The sequence below is a fragment of the Oscillibacter sp. ER4 genome (assembly GCF_000765235.1).
In the GTDB taxonomy this organism is placed as follows: domain Bacteria; phylum Bacillota; class Clostridia; order Oscillospirales; family Oscillospiraceae; genus Hominicoprocola; species Hominicoprocola fusiformis.
This window is the reverse complement of record NZ_JPJG01000033.1, coordinates 1-17,332: the sequence shown is the minus strand read 5'-3', so window position 1 is coordinate 17,332 and position 17,332 is coordinate 1. Positions and strand designations below refer to the sequence as shown.

Genomic DNA, 17,332 nt, shown 5'->3' with positions numbered 1-17,332 from the left:
AGGGAGGAAACCCAAATGGCTGTAAACGCAAGAACAGAGGAATTCCAGCACATTGAAGTATTTGATAAGCCCGCGTTGTTCACCAACGGGCGCATCGCCCGTGATACCGTGCCGGAGGGCTGGTACTGCTATGACATTCGCGGCTCTGACGATGATCCCGGTGCGCTGTGCTACATGGAAGAAAATGTTGTGGTCAACCACGCAGGCTCGGTGCTGATGCCGGAAAAGCTGGTCATGCCTAAGTCTGGGCGGCTGGATGTGCGGGATGAGCTCGGTTTTCTCGATGAAGGCAACATGACGCTCCGCGAGTTCTGCGAGGCGCATCAGCTCTCATATCCCACAGAGAACATGAAATTTCATATCCGCCCTGCCCGCCCGGAGGAGGCGGGCTTATTTTATACCCCGCACCCCGAAGAAGATAAGCGGCTGGGTACCGTTGGACATGTCCGGATGGACTTCGGACGCAGCGGAAACGAGTTCTGGCATACATGGTGGTCCCGTGGCCCGGAGGAGCTGAACAGCCCCGCATTCAAGCTGGAGCTGCAGGAGGTCGTGGACACGCTGCGGGAGAGTGTGCTGAAAAACCGCTTCGCTATGGAGCGTTTTTGCTATGAACACGGCGGGAAAATCAGCGGCGGCTGGACACAAAACTACGGCTACATCGTGGAAACCGCGCATTACCGGTACTGCCTGCGCTGCAATCCGTCCCCTGGAGATTATAACTGCTACTGTACGGCCTATGATCTGGATGTCCAGCGGCAGAACATGGCGCAGGACAAGCCGCTGGTGGGCCGCGTCACCTATGCCAATGGCGATGCACAGGAGTTTACCGATGCCGAAGCCTTTCTCAAGTGTGTGAGAGAAGAACTTCCGTATCGTCCCACCACAGGCTTCCGTTACGAAGTGCTGACCGACGATCCCAGCGTCCGCAGGCAGGTGGATGACATTATCTTCGACCTTTATGGCGAGGAAGCCCCTTGCCGGCAGGAGGATCACGAGCCTCGACCCGAACAGGGCATGACCTTCGGGGGAATGTAATGGACGCCTCAAAAAAGCAGCGAGAGCCGGTCGCGTTCAAAAGCCTTGCCGAGCTGAAACGGTTCATCCGCCCCGGTGTGGAGTTTAAGACCGTCAGCCACGCCAATCACGCGGATATGGTGGGGCTGACCCGTGTGGTGACCACGGTGCAGACGGTGGGCTTTTACTCCAAGATCAAGGATCAGCCGGAGCATCCCTTCTCCACATGCAACCACGGCAAGGGCTTCTACACCGATTTTGGGAAAGCCGGCAATTACATCTTTGATGGTACGACGGTCAAGGTGAAGGATACTCGAAAGCAAGATCGCGGCGTGATCTACGAGCTGGAGTTTTACGACAGAGAGCAAAACATGGAGGAAACGATGATGGACAGAAAAATGGTGAATTTTATCAAGGAGCAATATCCCCCCGGCACCCGCATCCGGCTCAATTCGATGGACGATCCCTACGCGCCCGTTCTTCCCGGCACCGAGGGTGAAGTGGACTTCGTGGACGATGCGGGACAGCTCCACATGAAGTGGGATAACGGCAGGTCACTGGCACTTATTCCCGGCGAGGACAGCTTCACGGTGCTGCCGCCCAAGCTGACCACCCTCAAGCTGTATATGCCCCTGACCGCCGATCTCTACGAGCGAAACGAGTATGGCGAATTTGACGATAGTAGCACATTGCTTGAGGGCCGTGAGCTGCGCGGCTACCAGGATCAGATCACGGCGGCGCTGGTGAAAAACCGGATGCCGGAGGAGGCGGAGCGAGGGCTCATGCATTGGTATGATGAAGTCGACAGCGTCAATACCAAGGTGCGCACCGCCGTCTTCACCGTGGAGGAGCGTGATCGCCAGCTCTGGGGCGTGGCGGAATGCCGCGTTGCCGGGGAATTATCGGACACAGAACTGGAAACCTTAAAGGAGTACCTCACCGGGCAGGCGTCGGACGGCTGGGGCGAGGGCTTTGAGCAGCGGGAAATTTCCGTGGATGACGGCGGTGAATTGTATGTCCACCTTTGGAACTCGGACGAGTGGAGCATCCAAACGGAGCAGGAGCTTTTCTCCCCCAAGCTGGCGGATGGACTGCCAGAGCTGTGCTTCTCAACGCTCCCCGGCACCGGTGAGCTCATCTGTATCAAGCGCGGCGAGAGCGGCTACTATCCCAGCGACTGGTCCACGGACGATCCAGCGCATAACCAAGAGTTGGCAGACTATAACAACGAGCGGCTTGGAGTGACGCAGGAGCAGCGCCTTGCCATGGAATGCGGCAGCATGCACGGCTGGAACACTCCTGGCGCTGACCCCGGTTACTATGAGCAGAAGATGGGAGGAATGAAGTTTGGCTAAGAAAGTGTTTGCCGTTTATCTGGCAAAAGAGGACGTTCCAAACAGCGAGGCCTACGCAACGCTGGAACTGCCCGCCTCCCCGTGGGAGCTGTGGGACGCGATGGAAAAGGTGCGGCCGAAGGATGGCGAAGCACTGTACATGGAGATCGACGATTACTATGCTTTCGAATATCTTGCCCCGCATTTAGAGGAGCTGGATATCAGTCTCAACGAGCTCAACGACCTTGCCGCAAGGCTTGCGACGTTGGATGAGGTACAGGGGATCGCCTTTGAGGGACTGTTCTCCATGGAGGTGCAGAAAAAAGTAAACACCAACGGCGGCGTCATCACGCTGCAGGATCTGCGGGATCTGGCGGTCAGCGCAAAAACAGACTGCTATCATGTGGTGGAGGCCGCGGATGACGCCCAGCTCGGCCGGTTTTACTCAGAAAACGAGTTTGTCCCCGAGCTGGACGGTATATCCGACAAGGTATTCGAGATGCTGGACTTCGCCGGCATTGGAAGAATGATGCGATGCAGTGAAAACGGTGTTTTTGTGGGCAGCCTGTATGTGCTGCAGGATGGCGAACTGACCACTGCGCCGCCCTGCGCCAAGGACTTGCCGGAAAAGCCGGGATACCTCTTCCGACTCACGCTCGGATTGCATCCCGACATTGGTGATGACCGCACTGTGACGTTGATCCTTCCCGCAGCAGAGGCGGAGCTGCTGGATGCGCAGGCGCAGCTCGGCGCGGAGGGCTGGGAGGGCGTCGCGGTCATTAATTACGACGGAATCATTCCCTATGCGGCAGAATTCACCGACCTGCCCATGGAACTGGAGGAATTCAACGCACTCGCCGCAGCAGTGCGGGATATGCCCTCGCCTGAAAAGCAGCTTCCAAAGCTGAAGGCCCTGCTGAAGCAGTTTGAAGTACAGGACATTGCAACTGCCATAAGCCTGACAGAGTGTCTGGATGACTACGTTCTCACACCGGAGATCAGCTCGCCGCAGGAAACTGCCATCGACCAGCTTCACTTCATGACGGATGACCACTCGGTGGAATTGCTGATTTCCCATGTAAACCTCTACGCCTACGGCTGCGACCTCATCAGAGAGGACAACGCCGTTCTCTCGCCCTACGGTCTGCTGCACCGTGCGGACTATCAGCCCATGCTGTCACCAATGCAGGAAACACAGAAAATGGAGATGAAAATGAAATGACCAGGGAACAATTTCAAGAAAAGTATAAACTCTCCTTGCCGCTCAAGACGCGGAAGGAATTCGAGGCGGCCCGCCGCAGGATGGGCGCTCTGACCAAGGACGAAAAGGCGATCCTCTCCGCCATCGTTCTGCAAAAGGGCGAGGCTGAGGCTGGGGAGATTCTTGCAAATTCACCAGAACAGTTGAGTGATTACACGATCCTCAAGGGTGTCAATAACTACGCCGCGCTGGGCAGATATTATCTCGCCAACGAAACTACCGTCCCGGAGGAGCTGTATGACTACATGGACCTGGGTGCACTGGGCTGCCGCTACGAGGACGAGCATCCCGGCGTGTTCATCGGCAGTGATTATGTGCAGTATCCCCCGCAGAAACAGGAAATGAAAATGAAGTAATACCGTCTTGAACCGCGAGCGCGGTTAAGAATATTTTTAGGGGCCGATTTTCCGAAAGGGGATCGGCCCCTTCTTTTTTTATGCCCTTTTTCGGGAAATCACCCCGGAAAGGAGAAAACATGCGCGATGAACAACTGTTGGCTTACCTCAAAGGCTCCTGCTCCGGCAGGAAAAACCGCGTCGGTGGGACGGAGCTGGAGCGGACGTTCCATGTCAGCGGGACCGACCTGCGAAAGCTGGTGAAACAGCTGCGGCGCAAGACCCATCCCATCGCCAGCGACCGCAGTGGCTACTTTTACGCCACGACTGCCGGTGAGGTCTACGACACCATCCGCCAGCTGAAACGGATGGCGGCAGGACTGGAAGCGGCCATCAACGGTCTGGAACGGTCTATGGATCGGTTCCGTGAGGACGGGGAGGCCGGACATGGCTAAGCCGCCCTTTCCCTGGATCGGCAGCAAGGAGAAGATCGCACCGTACATCCTGCAGCTTTTCCCGCCTAAGCTTACGCAGTATGTGGAACCGTTCGGCGGCAGCGGCGCAGTGCTGCTGGCTCTGCCGCCGGACCCAAACCGATTGGACATTTATAACGACTTGGATGCCGAGCTGGTGAACCTGTTCTCTTGCATCAAAGAATGCTCCAATGTTCTGCTGCGGGAGCTGAAATTCCTGCCCATCCACAGCCGCAAGCTCTTCGAGTATTACCGCGACTTTGTTGCCCATAAAGAGGTCTACTTTCAAAATGTGCAGGCGGAGATCGAATGCCTCGGAGATCGGTCCTGCTTTACGGAGGAGCAGGCCGGAGAACTGCTCCCCATTTTTCAGGAGCGGCTGGCGCTTTACGATGTAAAGCGGGCAGCGGCGTATTACCTCGCCATCCGAGGCAGCTTCAGCGGGACGATCACCTCTTTCGGTGTCAAAGGGTTGGATGTCGAACGCTTCCTAAAGCTGTTTCCACCGGTGTCCGCACGACTGAAGGACGTGCCACTGGAGAACAAAAACGCCTTGCAGCTCATTCGGGAACGAGATAAAAAAGGCAGTCTTATCTATGCCGATCCGCCCTATGTCAAAACGGAGCGGCTCTACCGTGTCGCTGGGAAGCTGGGACGTTTCCGCAGATTCCATGTCCGGCTCTGGCAGGTACTAACTGGCCGTGACAGTTATGTGGTACTGTCCTACAACGACTGTCCCTTTATCCGTAAGCTCTATCAGGATTGGTACATTTCATCTTTCCAGCGCAGCAACCCGCTCTCACAGAAAAAGGGCTCGTCCTTCGGCGAACTCATCATCACCAACTACGATCCCCGCCCCTACATGACCAGCCAGATGAACCTCTTCGACGAGCCGTTGGGCGAATGGGAGCTGAAGCTGATCCATATCCCAAAATATCCACCAAGGAGGAAAACAGCATGAAATTCAATTTGAACCATGATCCTAACAATAAAACTCTTGCCATCCCCCGCGCCGCTTTGCAGCTCTCCGGACTTGCAGGCGTCAGCGACCTGATCCTCCATACCGACAGCGGCTGTATTCTGCTGCTGCCGGGAGATCCCACCGTGGCGGAACTGCTGAAAACCATTTCTCTCATCTCCGCCGTTGCACCGCAGCTGATCTCCCGTCTGGCGGAGAGAAGCCAGATGGCAATGGAGGCCGGAATGACGGAAACGGCGTGCGGCGCCTGTGAACACGAACCACACTGCTCCGGCCTTGAAATTCCGCCCTGCCAGCTGGCGGAGGCAGGGATCTCGCCCAACGCCGCGCTGGAGTCCTTTGTAGAGGATGGCAGAGTCATCGTGCAGGCAGCAAAGAAAACCGCCGCAGATGTGCTCATCGATGAGCTGGACGATGATGTCCGCACCATGCTGGAGGATTCCGGTGTGCAGCTGGAGGGCGTATGCCGTCTGTTGGAAAAGGAGGAGATCTCGGGATGAACAATACTTATCCCTACCCGTATTCCGCTGCTGAAGCCCGTAAGCGGAATGAACTTTCCCTTTGGCGGGAGAGCCACAAGGCAAATATCGCCTGCCGTAACGCTATCGAGGATTCCATCCGCCAGAACTTTGATGGCATGAACCTTCAGACAGATTGCTTAAAGTCCGTGCTGGATGAATACGGCTACAAGCGCACCGCATGGGTGCTCGCCAATACCTTGCATGAGCTCAAGTGGGATGGGCGTTTCAGCTACGCCAACAAGCATTGGGCAGAGAAGATATATATTCCCACAGATCTCAACCACAACAGCGATTTTGTTGTCCGAAGCCATCCGGCCGTGCTGGATGGCTTCGTCAGTTTCTACCGCAAGGCGGTGCAGGCGTTAAATCTCTTTGGCGCGGAGCATTGTGTCGGTGACCGCGCCGAGCAGGACTATACCGGCAAGGTGCTGGTACTCAGCCCTGACACGCTGAAAGAATCCTGCTGGAGTCAGGAAAACCAGCTCTGGTATGCCCATGACGGCTTTGGCTGTTCGCCTCACGCCATTGGCCGCTCGGTGCGCTGCACCTGCCTTAGCGACGGGGAGATGACACGCTGGAACCGCAGCGAGTTTATCGGTGTGCTGGATGACAAGTTCCTTCCGGAATGGGCAAAGCCAAAGCTGGCAGAGCTTCAAGCGCAGGAGCAGACCGACGCGCCCACGATGGGCGGCATGAATATGAAATGAGGAGGATGTCTGAATGTGCATGACCTATTACACCGTGGACGATCTCCGCCCCGGAAGACCCGGATGGGATGTGAGACAGTTCTCCGCACTGGCGGAGGCCATCGACCATTACCGGGCGCTCCCTATGAACGGGGGCCGCGTCCTTGGCCTGGCGGATGACGCCCACGCTTATGAACTCATCCGCTGTGTACGCCTTTTCCCCGGCGATGCCCAGGGTGAGGACGTTCTGGCGGCAGATTACCGGCGCAGCGGTTTGACGAAAAAAGATGCCGCCCTGAAAGTTGCGCTGGATACTTGCTTGGAAACTCTGCATCCCCGATTTCTGTTGGAACCGGAGCGTCTGGTTCCCGTTCCCCAAAGCGGGAAGCTACGGGGAGATTTGCGGGAGGCGCTTCTCTGGCAGGGTTATGAAGAAAACTACGATTCCGCCATCCGTTCCGTTTTTGTGGGCGGCGTTGGTTGGATCTCACCTCAGGACGTGAAAAAGCAGCGGCAGCTTCCACTTGTGCTGAGCTACCGGGTAGACGGTATGTCGAAAGACGGTGCCTACCTCTCCTTTGAGCTGGAGCCTTGGGAATATGACCTTCTGCTGGAGCAGACGAAAAATCACTATAAAAATAAAGAAAAGAGGAACACAAAATGAAACGAATGCTATCTCTCTGCGCTGCGGCGTTGTGCCTGACTTTGGCACTGACGCCCACTGCGCTGGCGGCGGACTTTGAACCCGCGGTACCGGACGCCAAGGTCTGCTATCCCACCGCCATCGTCCAAAACGACGATGGCACAGAACTGAAGAAAATCTATGATCTGAGTCCGGAAGACGATCCTGCGGGCATTCCCCGCTCGAATTTCCAGCAGGACGGCTTTCAGTACACCCTGACGGACCTTCTGAAGCAGGAACTTCCGGAAAACGAGAGCCGCCAGCATACGGAGCATGTTTCTATCGAGAGCGCCAAAAAGGATATGGAATCCGTGCTGGCGCTGCTGCCGCAGGAGCGTGAGTTCATCACGGACGACGGGCTCATGGGAACCCTGACACTCCGACTTGACACCGTGCAGGTCGAGCCGTCCGGCTATGGCAGTTCTACAAAGCAGCTTTCCGTCAAGCGCAGCTATCCCAATCTTGCCGAGCAGGATACACAGTACATCCCCAAGAGCATTGAGGACGGCGGCAGGACCCTGACGCTCTCGGACATCCAGTGGCAGACCGACAATACCGCCAACATGGACGGTTATGCCGTGGCAGACCGCTATACCGCCGTCGCCACCTACACCGGCAGTGCCACCAGCAGCTATGTCAAGGGCTACACCGTCACGGCAGATTATACCGGGACCGTCAGCCGGATCGCCCTCAACCGTGTCCGCTATGTCGCCATCTTTGAGGGAACACCCATCCAGCCCGCAGAGCCTGCGAAAACTGCCGGCGCAATGTCCTCGCTCCGCTGGTCCTATGTGCTCATCCCCATCGGTGTCGTGGCTGCGGCGGGCGCTGGTGTCGGCGGTGCGCTGCTGGTGAAGCACAGAAAAGAAAACGCAGATGAGGAGGAAACAGAAGAATGAAGAAGATCATTACCCTTTGCCTGAGCCTTTGCATGACAGCGGCTTTGGCAGCTCCGGCGTATGCGCTGGAATACAGTATCGACGCGCCGAATGATTACGACTTCGGCAGGAATACCTCCATCGAGGTCATCCACACGGCAGATGGCGGCGCTATGCGCAATGAGGATGTGAGCAAGAACGCAGCCCTTATTCCGCCCGCCTTCGGCTCGGAGAGCATGAATGCGCTCCATACCGGCGAATACCTGACGCCGAATCTTGCGCCGCGCACCCTTCCCACGGCTGGCGCCGTGATCAGCGGCAGCGGTGATGTGGTTACCCCAGGGAGTACGGTAAGCAGCGGCAACGGCTATCAGCTCTCTGTGCTGTTCACGGATGTAACGAGCGAGCTCTACTACAAAAACGGTTCCCTCGGCAAGATCGAGATCCCCGCGTTGGATCTGAGTGTCCGTATTTATCAGGGAACGGACAGCAAGACGCTTGCCAAAGGCGTTGGGCATTTTGAAGATACCTCCATCTGGGAGGGCAATGTCTGCCTCGCCGCCCACAACCGCGGCGCCAACAGCTACTTCGGGCAGATCCACACGCTGAACATCGGGGACAAGATCACCCTGACGACCAAGCTGGGTACCCGCACCTACAAGGTGACGGACGTCAGCAAGGTCAGCGAGACAGACCGCAGCGGTCTTGCGGACTCCGGCGAGAATATGCTCACGCTTTACACCTGCGTCCGCAATCAGCGGGACCAGCGCTGGTGCGTCACCGCAGTGGGAACTTGATTTTTTCTCCGTTTTGCCGGATCGGTTCTGTTCGACTTCTGCCCATCGCCTGTGATATGGTGAAGCTGCGAGGAAGATTTCCACATACACATTTAGAATGGAGGCAGAACGATGAACAGATTGAAGAATACCGGACTCGTCCTCTGCGGCCTTGCGCTGGGGCTTTCACTGAGTGCTCCTGCGGCGCAGGCGGTGGAATCGCTGAAAGCGACGCTTTCCACCAACCGCATCCTTGTGGATGGACAGGAAACCCACATGACCGCCTATACCATCGGCGGCAGCAACTATGTGCGGCTCCGGGACATCGGCAAGGCTGTTGGTTTCGAGGTTTATTGGGATAGCGAGAACGGCTGTGTGCAGGTGGAGAGCGGAAAACCTTACACCGGCGAAGAACCGGCAAAGGACGAAGTCATCAAACCCGCTCCGCAGCCAGAACCCGCAGTCCCCGCCAGCGATGCCGATGTGGATGCCATGAAACAGGAGATCGTTGACCGCACCAATGCCATCCGCAGAGAGCAAGGAATTTCTGCGCTGACTGTCAATGCCAAACTCATGCAGGCGGCGCAGGTGCGGGCAGAGGAAATGGCTGCCAGCGGAGCCTACTCCCACACCAGACCAGATGGACGGAAAAATACCACCGTTACGGACTGCCCGTATGTAGGCGAAAACATCCACCGCATCGCGGATTGGGCTCTGCAGGGCAAATCGGTATCTGAGGTCGCCGTATGGTCATGGAATCTCTCCGGTGGGCACCGTGATAATCTTCTCGAAAAGAATTACGCTGAAACCGGTGTGGGACTTGCCAGAGGCGTCAATGACAACGGCGATGCATGCTGGTACTGCGTCCAACTCTTCCTATGGAACGGCTATACCGTAGGCTGGGTAGACACTCCGGCAGCCAAATAAAATCACATCATCTCAACCCGAAGCAGACCGAGAAATCGGTCTGCTTCTTCGTTTCTAAATCTGAGTATAAGGAGGAAACAACCATGAAAACATGGAAAACAAGGATCATGTCAGCGCTTCTTGTCATTATGACGCTGTTGACGCTGCTTCCGACTTCCGCGCTTGCCGCTTCCAGTACCGGAACCGGTATCAAGCCTACCAGCAATACCAACTACTGGACAACGAGACTGCTCCATGACGGGACACCGTACAGCTACAAGCCCCCGATGGCAGCAGGTAAAATGCTTTACTGCCTGGATCGCGGCTATGGCTACCGCTGGGGCACTGCCAGTTTCCTGAACAGCTACACCTACACTTCCGCCACCGGTGCAGACGCGGACACCGTCCTGAAAACAGCGCTGGCGCAGAGCGGCATGGGTGAGCTGGACGCCCAGCAGCTTGAAAACTTCAAGTGGATGATGACATTCATTGTGGACTATAAGGGAGATGTTCCCGGCAGCCTGTTTATGGCCGCACAGACCTATGTGTGGGATCATCAGACCTTCAAGGGCGAGGGAGACGGCGACATCGATGGCGGCGGCTACGCGAACGCCGATACCTATGAAACCTATCTTGGCTACATCGATTGGATGTTGAAAGAAAAGGCCAAGGAGGATGCGGAGTTCCAGAAGCAGATTGCAGATTACGCCGCCAAGGGTATCATCGCCTCTGTGGTAGAAGATGAAGCCGCAAAATGGGCGGTCTATGCAAAGTCCAGCGTCAAGGGCCGTCAGAGCTTCTTCAATTACTATGCGCCCCGCAAGCTGGTGGTAAATGACGCACCTGAGCCGGATAAGCCCACGCCTCCCGCGGGAGATGCGGACATTACCTTGCAAAAGGTGGCTGCCGGAACGACCCGCGGGCTGGACGGTGCAAAATTCAATATTTACCGTGACGGTCAGATTGTCGGCAGCGATGTGACCAAAAATGGCGGTATGATCGAGGTAAAGGACGTCACCGAAGGATTGTGGTCCTTCGTGGAAACCGAAGCGCCAGCAGGGTACTGTGCAGACTCCACGCCTATCAGCGTCTATGTGGACACCACGGACGGGAACAAGCAGTATACCGTTACCGCTACGAACTATGAACTGCCCAGCATGAAGATCATCAAGACCGATGCGCAGACCGGCGCGCCGATCCCCGGCACGGTGCTGTCCATTAAGTCCGTTACCGGCAGCTATTCCACCTCCGTCACCACCGGCTCGGACGGTTCGGCAACGCTTTCGGCACTTCCTGCAGGCGTCTATGTGGTGCGGGAGGAATCCGTTCCCGAGCCGTACATTGTGAGCAATACGGAGCAGACCGTAGCGCTCCGACCCGGCAAGACCAGCGAGGTGCGCTTTCAGGATTACCAGAAGCCCGGTCTGGAAATTTTGAAGAAAAACATCGCCACCGGGGAGCCTATCGAGGGCGTTACCTATCTCATTGAGCAGATCGACGGCAGCTACTCCACCAGCGCCACGACGGACAGCGCAGGGCGCATCTTCCTCGATTCCATTCCCGCGGGCAGCTATCGCGTCACGGAGAAAAATGTGCCTTCCCATGTCATTCTCTCTGAGATCCCGCAGGAGGTCTATCTGGAAGCAGGCTGCACCCGCACGGTGACCTTCTTCAACGCGGTCAAACCCTCCCTGACGCTCCTGAAGCGCAACAGCATCACCGGCGATCCTCTCTCCAATGCCAAATTCCATATCTATTACGGTTCGGACAATACCACCACCGGCGAGATCAACGACCTCGGCGTGTTCACAACGGCCTCTGATGGTAAAATCACGCTCACCGATGTAAACCGTGGCTGGTACAAGCTGGTGGAGGAGTCCGCTCCCAAGGGCTTCGGCATTCAGGGCAGCGGCGCGACCGAGTTCTATCTGGAAGCCAACACCTCCAAGACCGTGACCGTGGACAATGTTCCTCACAGCGCCCTCGTCGTGTACAAATATGACGCCAAAACCGGAAAGGGACTGGAGGGCTGCCGCTTTGAACTGCGATATTTAGGCGGCGGCACTTCCGGTACTGGCGGTACGGTCATCGGGTCCTATGTGACCGGCCCCAACGGAGCCTTCACCGTGACAAACCTTAAAAAGGGCACTTATGTCTGTCAGGAACTCGAAAGCGACGGAAATCACATCATCGACCGCGAACCCCAGACGGTGTGGATCTCCGGCGAGGATCAGGATGTGGTGACGCTCCGCTTCGGCAATGCTCCTCTGGGATCGCTCTTAATTACCAAACTGAGCGATGACAGCAAGCACGAACCGCTCTCCGGCGTAGAGTTTCTTTTGACCGACAGCAGCGGCCATTATCTCGGCAATGACAACGGCCGCTTCACCACCAATGCCGCGGGCGAAATTCTGGTGGATGGCCTGGAACCCGGCATGACGGTCATTGCCCGTGAAGTCCGGGCAAAAACGGGCTACCTGCTGGATGACAGCCCCCAGCACGCGCTCATCAAGAGCGGCGAAACGGCGCATTTGCAGTTTCTGAACCAGCCTGCCGGAAATCTCATCATCCGCAAGGTCAGCTCCGGCCCCAACGGGGAGCCGCTGGAGGGCATAGAGTTTAAGATCACCTACGCGGATGGCAGCTTCGTTCCCGACGCCAACGGCGAACTGTCCAGCAACGGCATTTATTACACCAATAAATCTGGTGAGATCCGCATCTCCGGCGTCGTCGGCACCGTGGTAGCAACGGAAACCAAGACGATTCCGGGCTTCACCATTGACGAAGCGACCCGCACACAGACGGTGGTCGTCAATCCCAACGACACGCAGACGCTGACCTTTTACAACAAACCCACTACAACGTTGATTCTCCAGAAATACATTTCCGGCACGAAAAATGAACCGCTTGCCGGGGTACAGTTCCTTGTGACGGACTCCTCCGGCGCGGTAGTCGGCCCCAACAACGGCTACTATACCACCGACTCCGCAGGCCAGATCGTTATTGAGGGGCTGGCCGACGGCATGACGATCACTGCCAAGGAAGTCAAGACGGTGGATGGATTCGTGTTGGATGGGACGCCGCAGAGCATCAAGATCGACCAGAGCCAGTCTCCCCAGCGCATGACCTTCTGGAATGAGCGACAGGGCGCGCTCATCATCAACAAGCTGTCCTCTCTGGACCGCAAGACGCCGCTGGAGGGCGTTACCTTCAAGATCACTACGGCTACCGGCGAGTTCGTCCCCGACGAAAACGGAAAAATCAGCTCCAACGGTCTGTACTATACCGACGAAAACGGGCAGATCATTCTCAAGGGCGTCACCGGCACACTGGTGGTGACAGAGGAAAAATCCATCTCCGGTTACACCATCGACGAGAACACCCGCACGCAGACCGTGGTGGTCAACCCCAACGACACGCAGTCCCTCTATTTTTATAATGCTCCCATCGGTGGGCTGGAGCTGGTGAAAGTGAATGCGGCGGACAAGACCCAGCGCATCCCCAACACCACCTTCGAGATCCGCCGTGTCAGCGATGGCGGTCTGGTGGACACCGTCACCACCGGAACGGACGGCCGCGTGTATGTGCCGCTGGAAAGCGGCAGCTACTATGCCGTGGAAACCGAGGCAGGCAAGGGCTTCCAGCTGGACAATACCCTCATCTATTTCGCCGTGGAAGATGGCAAAACCACAACCAAAACGGTGACCAACAAAGCCATCTCCGGTATCCTGATCCACAAGGTCGATTCGACCACCGGCGAGGGCATCTACGGCGTATCCTTCATTCTCTATGACAGTGGAAATAATCCCATTGCGCAGGAAACCAGCGATGACCGCGGTTATGTCCGTTTTGAAAACCTGACCGCTGGCCGCTACTATCTGCGTGAATTGGAAAATGAGGGATATATTCCCGACACGCAGAAAAAGACGGTTTATGTCCGCAGCGGCGAAACCACGGAAGTTGAGTGGAAGAATACGCCCATCACCGGTCAGATCCAGATCGTCAAGACCTCGGAAGATTACAACTCGATGAATAAGTTTATCCATAAGGTGACTGGCAGGCAACTTCTTGAATCGCAGACGCTCGCAGAGGCAGGCATTAAGGATGGCGATGTACTTCGTCTGCAGCCAGAGATTACGGCGGGTGGTGCAGTTTGATGGAGGATAGCGCAAATACTCTTGAATTTCAAAGCTCCGACTTCGAAGAAGATCGTTACAGTCGGCTTCGCTTGATTCCGTGGTGGGATCAAGACCGGCTGAAAAATGCTACGATTATGGTTGTAGGCGCAGGCGCAATCGGAAATGAGTTGATTAAAAACCTGACACTTCTCGGAATTGGCCGCATCCTTATCTATGATATGGATGCCATTGAAAGCACGAACCTTACCCGGTCCATTCTCTATCGTGCAAGAGATGTCGGTCGTTACAAAGCCGAGGTTGCTGCGGAGCGGGCAATGGAAATCAATCCGGATGTCAAAGCAAAAGCGTTTATCGCTAATATCATTGACGATGTTGGCTTGGGTGTCTTTCGCCGGATGAATGTTGTGCTTGGTGGCCTTGACAACCGAGAGGCTCGTCTTGCAATCAACCAGTCCTGTTATAAGGTGAACCGCCCGTGGATCGATGGGGCAATTGAAGCGCTGAATGGCTTTGCAAGAGTGTTTGTTCCGGGTAAGGGAGCTTGCTATGAATGCACCATGACAGAGATGGACTGGCGGCTCATTAACAAGCGTAAATCCTGTGCCCTTCTGACGCACGAGCAAATGGCCGAGGGGAAAATCCCAACTACGCCAACATCTTCGTCTGTTATTGCTGGCATTCAAGTGCAGGAAATGTTGAAACTGCTCCATGCGGATCGGAATCTTCCTACACTCGCTGGCAAAGGATATGAAGTGTACAAATTGCGGGAAAGAGATGCCGGCGGGTATTTCCTTCTGCACATCATGTGGCACAAAACTGGTGGAGGCGAAAAAATTCTGCCCTAATTGCGGGGTTGAGAATCCGGATGATTCTTCGTTTTGCTACAAATGCGGTACACCACTATCTGGAACGGCTTTTGCATCGCAGCAGACAAATGGCGGTTATCGACAAGTTGTAGAGCCTCAACATACAAAGCAACAGAAAGATTATCAAGTTGTGAAGAATAAGATCTCTGGGGAACATGATAGTAAAAATTTGAAAGAAATTATTGCTATTCTCCAGACGCTCGGCAATTATAGCGACGCTCCGGCTTTGTTAGAGAGCTGCAAAGCAGAACTCCTCGAACTGGAATATCAAGACGCATGCCAAAAATTTGAAAAGGCAAGCGAAAATAAATCGCTGTATAAAGAGTTAGAGAAAGATTTCGCAGGATTTGGAAACTATAAGGAGTCTGAACAAAAATATAGCGTTTGCAAAGAGTATTGCGATAAGCAAAGGAGAAAAGCCCAAAAAACAGGAATCATTATTTTCAGTTCTCTTATCGCTGCTACCGCAATTGTTGTGCTGCTGATTAAGGTTATCATTCCGGCGGTTACATATAACGCAGCGATGAAGGCGTTGGCCGCTGGTGAATATGAGGCTGCTGTTGCAAAGTTTGAAACACTTGTTGATTATAAGGATTCAAGTGAAAAAATTAAAGAAGCATGCTTTGGCTATGGAAAAGAATTAGTTGCAGCGGAGGACTTCGATACAGCAATCACGATGTTTGAAAATGCTGACGGTTTTGATTCGTCTATAGCGTACAAAGAATATGCAACAGGTAGAAAAAATCTGAATGACAAGAAGTATTCAGATGCAATAACTTGCTTTACTAAAGCGAAGGATATTGAGGACGGTTCGATTAGATTGCAAGAGGCAAATTACCTTTTGGGAGATGAAAGGTTTAAAAATAAGAGCTATTCCGATGCAATTAAGTACTATACTGCTGCGGGAAATTATAAAGATGCTGCAGACAAGGTGAATGCAAGCAATTTGATGACGGCAGAAGATAAGCTAAAGAATGGCTTTTTGAATGAGGCTAAAGCGATACTCTTAAAACTTCCTACTGATTATAGTTACAACGGGATTTCGGTCAAGGGAAGATTGGAGATGCTGGAATCACACAAAGCATTGGTTAATGCTTGTGGAAAATGGACTGCATCGTATAACTATATTGAAACAAGAAATGTCTACAAGCGAGATGGTAGTTGGGATTCATGGTACTATGATACGGTTCTCCCAGGACAATCTATAACGATTAAATGCCGTATGAATAACGATGCCACCTTTACGATTGAGGGAACTGTCACTTTTGAGCGATTTACTGATTATTCATCTCTTAGCTCACTGTGCAATCCTACTACAACAACTAAGCAGTTTGCTTTTGAAAAGGTAAATGGAATTTCAACAAGCTATTCTTTGGATAACAATACAACGCTAAAGTATTCAAATGGGACATTTAGCATCAGCTTCTCCGAAAAAGATAATTACTCGTCATATTTCTACAATCTTTATAAAAGCTCCGTCACGTTTGGAACTCGTTCGGAAACATATTGAGGTTCGAAACATTTTATCGCGAGGGAAAAGATTGCAGGAATCTAATCAGTGAAAGAGAGGTTTTAGCTTATCTTCCTCCGGAACATATCTCGGCAAAGTAAGCCAGCGGTCAAGGCCATAGTTTGCCAGCTTTACGGCATCCTTTCGGTCCGTCTTGCCCCGCCTTAATTCGTTGTTCCCGTAGCCATGCACCAGCTTTTGATTCCCATTTGCCTGTTTGTGGGCAACTCCTTCCGCCTGTTTTACACATCGCTTATTTAGCACTATTTTAATTGGAACCGCGCTTCTAATAAATGCCGTTTTACTTCTAATGATTAGAAAGATAGTACAAATTATCTGCATAACGAAGGTGAAGCAAACCATGAAAAATGAGGTAAGCAGGCTGGAGGGTCACTAAGAAGATCCTTGTATTAGAGGAAAAGAACAGGTGCCGTCCAAGCAGCCAAAGGAACTCTGGAAGCATAGCAGTTTATGCCCTGCAACTTGAAGTTCGTTTCTATTCGTGCGAAGTCAGCTTCTATTTTCTGGATGATGAATACGTCCCCGATATAGCGGGGCAGATAAGGCAAAAGAGAAACGTACAGCATTGTCTGCTGTGCGTTTCTCTTTTGCCTTGTCGGAATTTAGCAAATGAGCGATACCGCGTAAGCGTCAAACCACCCCGCGCATAGACAGGCATGAGACAATAGTAACGGGACGTTGCGAAACGTTCCGTTACTGTCATATTGGAGGTAAGTGGATGACAAGCGCAGAGTTGAAACACCGTGCGAAGCTGCAGGAGTGGGCAGCACGAATACAGGACTGCCGCAGCAGTGGCCTGTCAGTGCGGGCGTGGTGCAGACAAGAAGAAATCAATGCAGCAACCTATTACCGTTGGGTGTAAATTTCAGCCACTGAGCACCACTTGCACGGAAAAACAGCTCCACTTTCACGGAGATTCAGCGCCACTCTCGCGGGCATGAGGTCCAC

The 17,332-nt window shown here is 54.1% G+C and carries 15 protein-coding genes and 1 pseudogene; 15 read left to right on the top strand and 1 reads right to left on the bottom strand.

Annotated features, from left to right (window positions below; genetic code table 11):
• The first annotated feature begins 15 nt into the window (after nt 1–15).
• The 15 genes from NI20_RS0105465 (at nt 16) to NI20_RS0105395 (ending at nt 16,363) form a co-directional block, all read left to right on the top strand.
• Nucleotides 16–1,038 carry an LPD28 domain-containing protein gene (locus tag NI20_RS0105465; protein WP_033120440.1) on the top strand — a complete coding sequence of 341 codons (1,023 nt, stop codon included), beginning with the start codon at nt 16–18 and terminating at the stop codon, nt 1,036–1,038.
• Nucleotides 1,038–2,372: a DUF4314 domain-containing protein gene (locus NI20_RS0105460; RefSeq protein ID WP_242842932.1), complete on the top strand. Its 1,335-nt coding sequence runs from the start codon at nt 1,038–1,040 to the stop codon at nt 2,370–2,372. The genes NI20_RS0105465 and NI20_RS0105460 overlap by 1 nt, the downstream gene beginning before the upstream one ends.
• Nucleotides 2,365–3,573: a hypothetical protein gene (locus NI20_RS0105455; protein WP_033120439.1), complete on the top strand. Its 1,209-nt coding sequence runs from the start codon at nt 2,365–2,367 to the stop codon at nt 3,571–3,573. Before NI20_RS0105460 ends, NI20_RS0105455 begins: the two co-directional genes overlap by 8 nt.
• Nucleotides 3,570–3,968, top strand: coding sequence for a hypothetical protein (locus tag NI20_RS0105450; RefSeq protein ID WP_033120438.1), 399 nt, complete (start codon nt 3,570–3,572; stop codon nt 3,966–3,968). The genes NI20_RS0105455 and NI20_RS0105450 overlap by 4 nt, the downstream gene beginning before the upstream one ends.
• A gap of 119 nt (nt 3,969–4,087) precedes the next feature.
• On the top strand, nt 4,088–4,402 hold the full coding sequence (locus NI20_RS0105445; RefSeq protein ID WP_033120437.1) for a hypothetical protein: 315 nt from the start codon (nt 4,088–4,090) through the stop codon (nt 4,400–4,402).
• On the top strand, nt 4,395–5,381 hold the full coding sequence (locus NI20_RS0105440; RefSeq protein ID WP_033120436.1) for a DNA adenine methylase: 987 nt from the start codon (nt 4,395–4,397) through the stop codon (nt 5,379–5,381). Before NI20_RS0105445 ends, NI20_RS0105440 begins: the two co-directional genes overlap by 8 nt.
• Nucleotides 5,378–5,899, top strand: a complete 522-nt coding sequence (locus NI20_RS14100; RefSeq protein WP_052084453.1) for a hypothetical protein — start codon at nt 5,378–5,380, stop codon at nt 5,897–5,899. Before NI20_RS0105440 ends, NI20_RS14100 begins: the two co-directional genes overlap by 4 nt.
• Entirely contained in the window at nt 5,896–6,627 is a 732-nt protein-coding gene (locus NI20_RS0105430) for a DUF3849 domain-containing protein (protein WP_033120435.1), read from the top strand. Before NI20_RS14100 ends, NI20_RS0105430 begins: the two co-directional genes overlap by 4 nt.
• 19 nt (nt 6,628–6,646) lie before the next feature.
• Nucleotides 6,647–7,270: a hypothetical protein gene (locus NI20_RS0105425; protein WP_156108561.1), complete on the top strand. Its 624-nt coding sequence runs from the start codon at nt 6,647–6,649 to the stop codon at nt 7,268–7,270.
• Nucleotides 7,267–8,187 carry a hypothetical protein gene (locus NI20_RS0105420; protein WP_033120433.1) on the top strand — a complete coding sequence of 307 codons (921 nt, stop codon included), beginning with the start codon at nt 7,267–7,269 and terminating at the stop codon, nt 8,185–8,187. The genes NI20_RS0105425 and NI20_RS0105420 overlap by 4 nt, the downstream gene beginning before the upstream one ends.
• A complete protein-coding gene (locus NI20_RS0105415; RefSeq protein ID WP_033120432.1) occupies nt 8,184–8,963 on the top strand; it encodes a class D sortase in 780 nt (259 codons plus the stop codon). Before NI20_RS0105420 ends, NI20_RS0105415 begins: the two co-directional genes overlap by 4 nt.
• Nucleotides 8,964–9,074: 111 nt before the next feature.
• On the top strand, nt 9,075–9,869 hold the full coding sequence (locus NI20_RS14095; protein ID WP_052084452.1) for a CAP domain-containing protein: 795 nt from the start codon (nt 9,075–9,077) through the stop codon (nt 9,867–9,869).
• An 83-nt stretch (nt 9,870–9,952) separates the two neighbouring features.
• Nucleotides 9,953–14,005, top strand: coding sequence for a SpaA isopeptide-forming pilin-related protein (locus NI20_RS0105405; protein WP_052084451.1), 4,053 nt, complete (start codon nt 9,953–9,955; stop codon nt 14,003–14,005).
• Nucleotides 14,005–14,832, top strand: a complete 828-nt coding sequence (locus tag NI20_RS0105400) for a ThiF family adenylyltransferase (protein ID WP_242842931.1) — start codon at nt 14,005–14,007, stop codon at nt 14,830–14,832. Before NI20_RS0105405 ends, NI20_RS0105400 begins: the two co-directional genes overlap by 1 nt.
• Nucleotides 14,735–16,363 (top strand): zinc-ribbon domain-containing protein, encoded by a 1,629-nt coding sequence (locus NI20_RS0105395; RefSeq protein WP_369699401.1) that lies wholly within the window; start codon nt 14,735–14,737, stop codon nt 16,361–16,363. The genes NI20_RS0105400 and NI20_RS0105395 overlap by 98 nt, the downstream gene beginning before the upstream one ends.
• A 69-nt stretch (nt 16,364–16,432) precedes the next feature.
• On the opposite strand, the pseudogene NI20_RS15000 reads toward NI20_RS0105395, so the two are convergent.
• Nucleotides 16,433–16,567, bottom strand: a pseudogene (locus tag NI20_RS15000) (IS110 family transposase); the annotation flags it as partial.
• Nucleotides 16,568–17,332: the final 765 nt, after the last annotated feature.

Excerpts from the sequence above, each read along its gene's own strand:
- NI20_RS0105460 (WP_242842932.1), top strand. The coding sequence starts at position 1,038 with ATGGACGCCTCAAAAAAGCAGCGAGAGCCGGTCGCGTTCAAAAGCCTT.
- NI20_RS0105415 (WP_033120432.1), top strand. The coding sequence starts at position 8,184 with ATGAAGAAGATCATTACCCTTTGCCTGAGCCTTTGCATGACAGCGGCT.
- NI20_RS14100 (WP_052084453.1), top strand. The coding sequence starts at position 5,378 with ATGAAATTCAATTTGAACCATGATCCTAACAATAAAACTCTTGCCATC.
- NI20_RS0105430 (WP_033120435.1), top strand. The coding sequence starts at position 5,896 with ATGAACAATACTTATCCCTACCCGTATTCCGCTGCTGAAGCCCGTAAG.
- NI20_RS0105420 (WP_033120433.1), top strand. The coding sequence starts at position 7,267 with ATGAAACGAATGCTATCTCTCTGCGCTGCGGCGTTGTGCCTGACTTTG.
- NI20_RS0105425 (WP_156108561.1), top strand. The coding sequence starts at position 6,647 with ATGACCTATTACACCGTGGACGATCTCCGCCCCGGAAGACCCGGATGG.
- NI20_RS0105465 (WP_033120440.1), top strand. The coding sequence starts at position 16 with ATGGCTGTAAACGCAAGAACAGAGGAATTCCAGCACATTGAAGTATTT.
- NI20_RS0105440 (WP_033120436.1), top strand. The coding sequence starts at position 4,395 with ATGGCTAAGCCGCCCTTTCCCTGGATCGGCAGCAAGGAGAAGATCGCA.
- NI20_RS0105395 (WP_369699401.1), top strand. The coding sequence starts at position 14,735 with ATGAAGTGTACAAATTGCGGGAAAGAGATGCCGGCGGGTATTTCCTTC.
- NI20_RS0105405 (WP_052084451.1), top strand. The coding sequence starts at position 9,953 with ATGAAAACATGGAAAACAAGGATCATGTCAGCGCTTCTTGTCATTATG.
- NI20_RS14095 (WP_052084452.1), top strand. The coding sequence starts at position 9,075 with ATGAACAGATTGAAGAATACCGGACTCGTCCTCTGCGGCCTTGCGCTG.
- NI20_RS0105445 (WP_033120437.1), top strand. The coding sequence starts at position 4,088 with ATGCGCGATGAACAACTGTTGGCTTACCTCAAAGGCTCCTGCTCCGGC.
- NI20_RS0105450 (WP_033120438.1), top strand. The coding sequence starts at position 3,570 with ATGACCAGGGAACAATTTCAAGAAAAGTATAAACTCTCCTTGCCGCTC.
- NI20_RS0105400 (WP_242842931.1), top strand. The coding sequence starts at position 14,005 with ATGGAGGATAGCGCAAATACTCTTGAATTTCAAAGCTCCGACTTCGAA.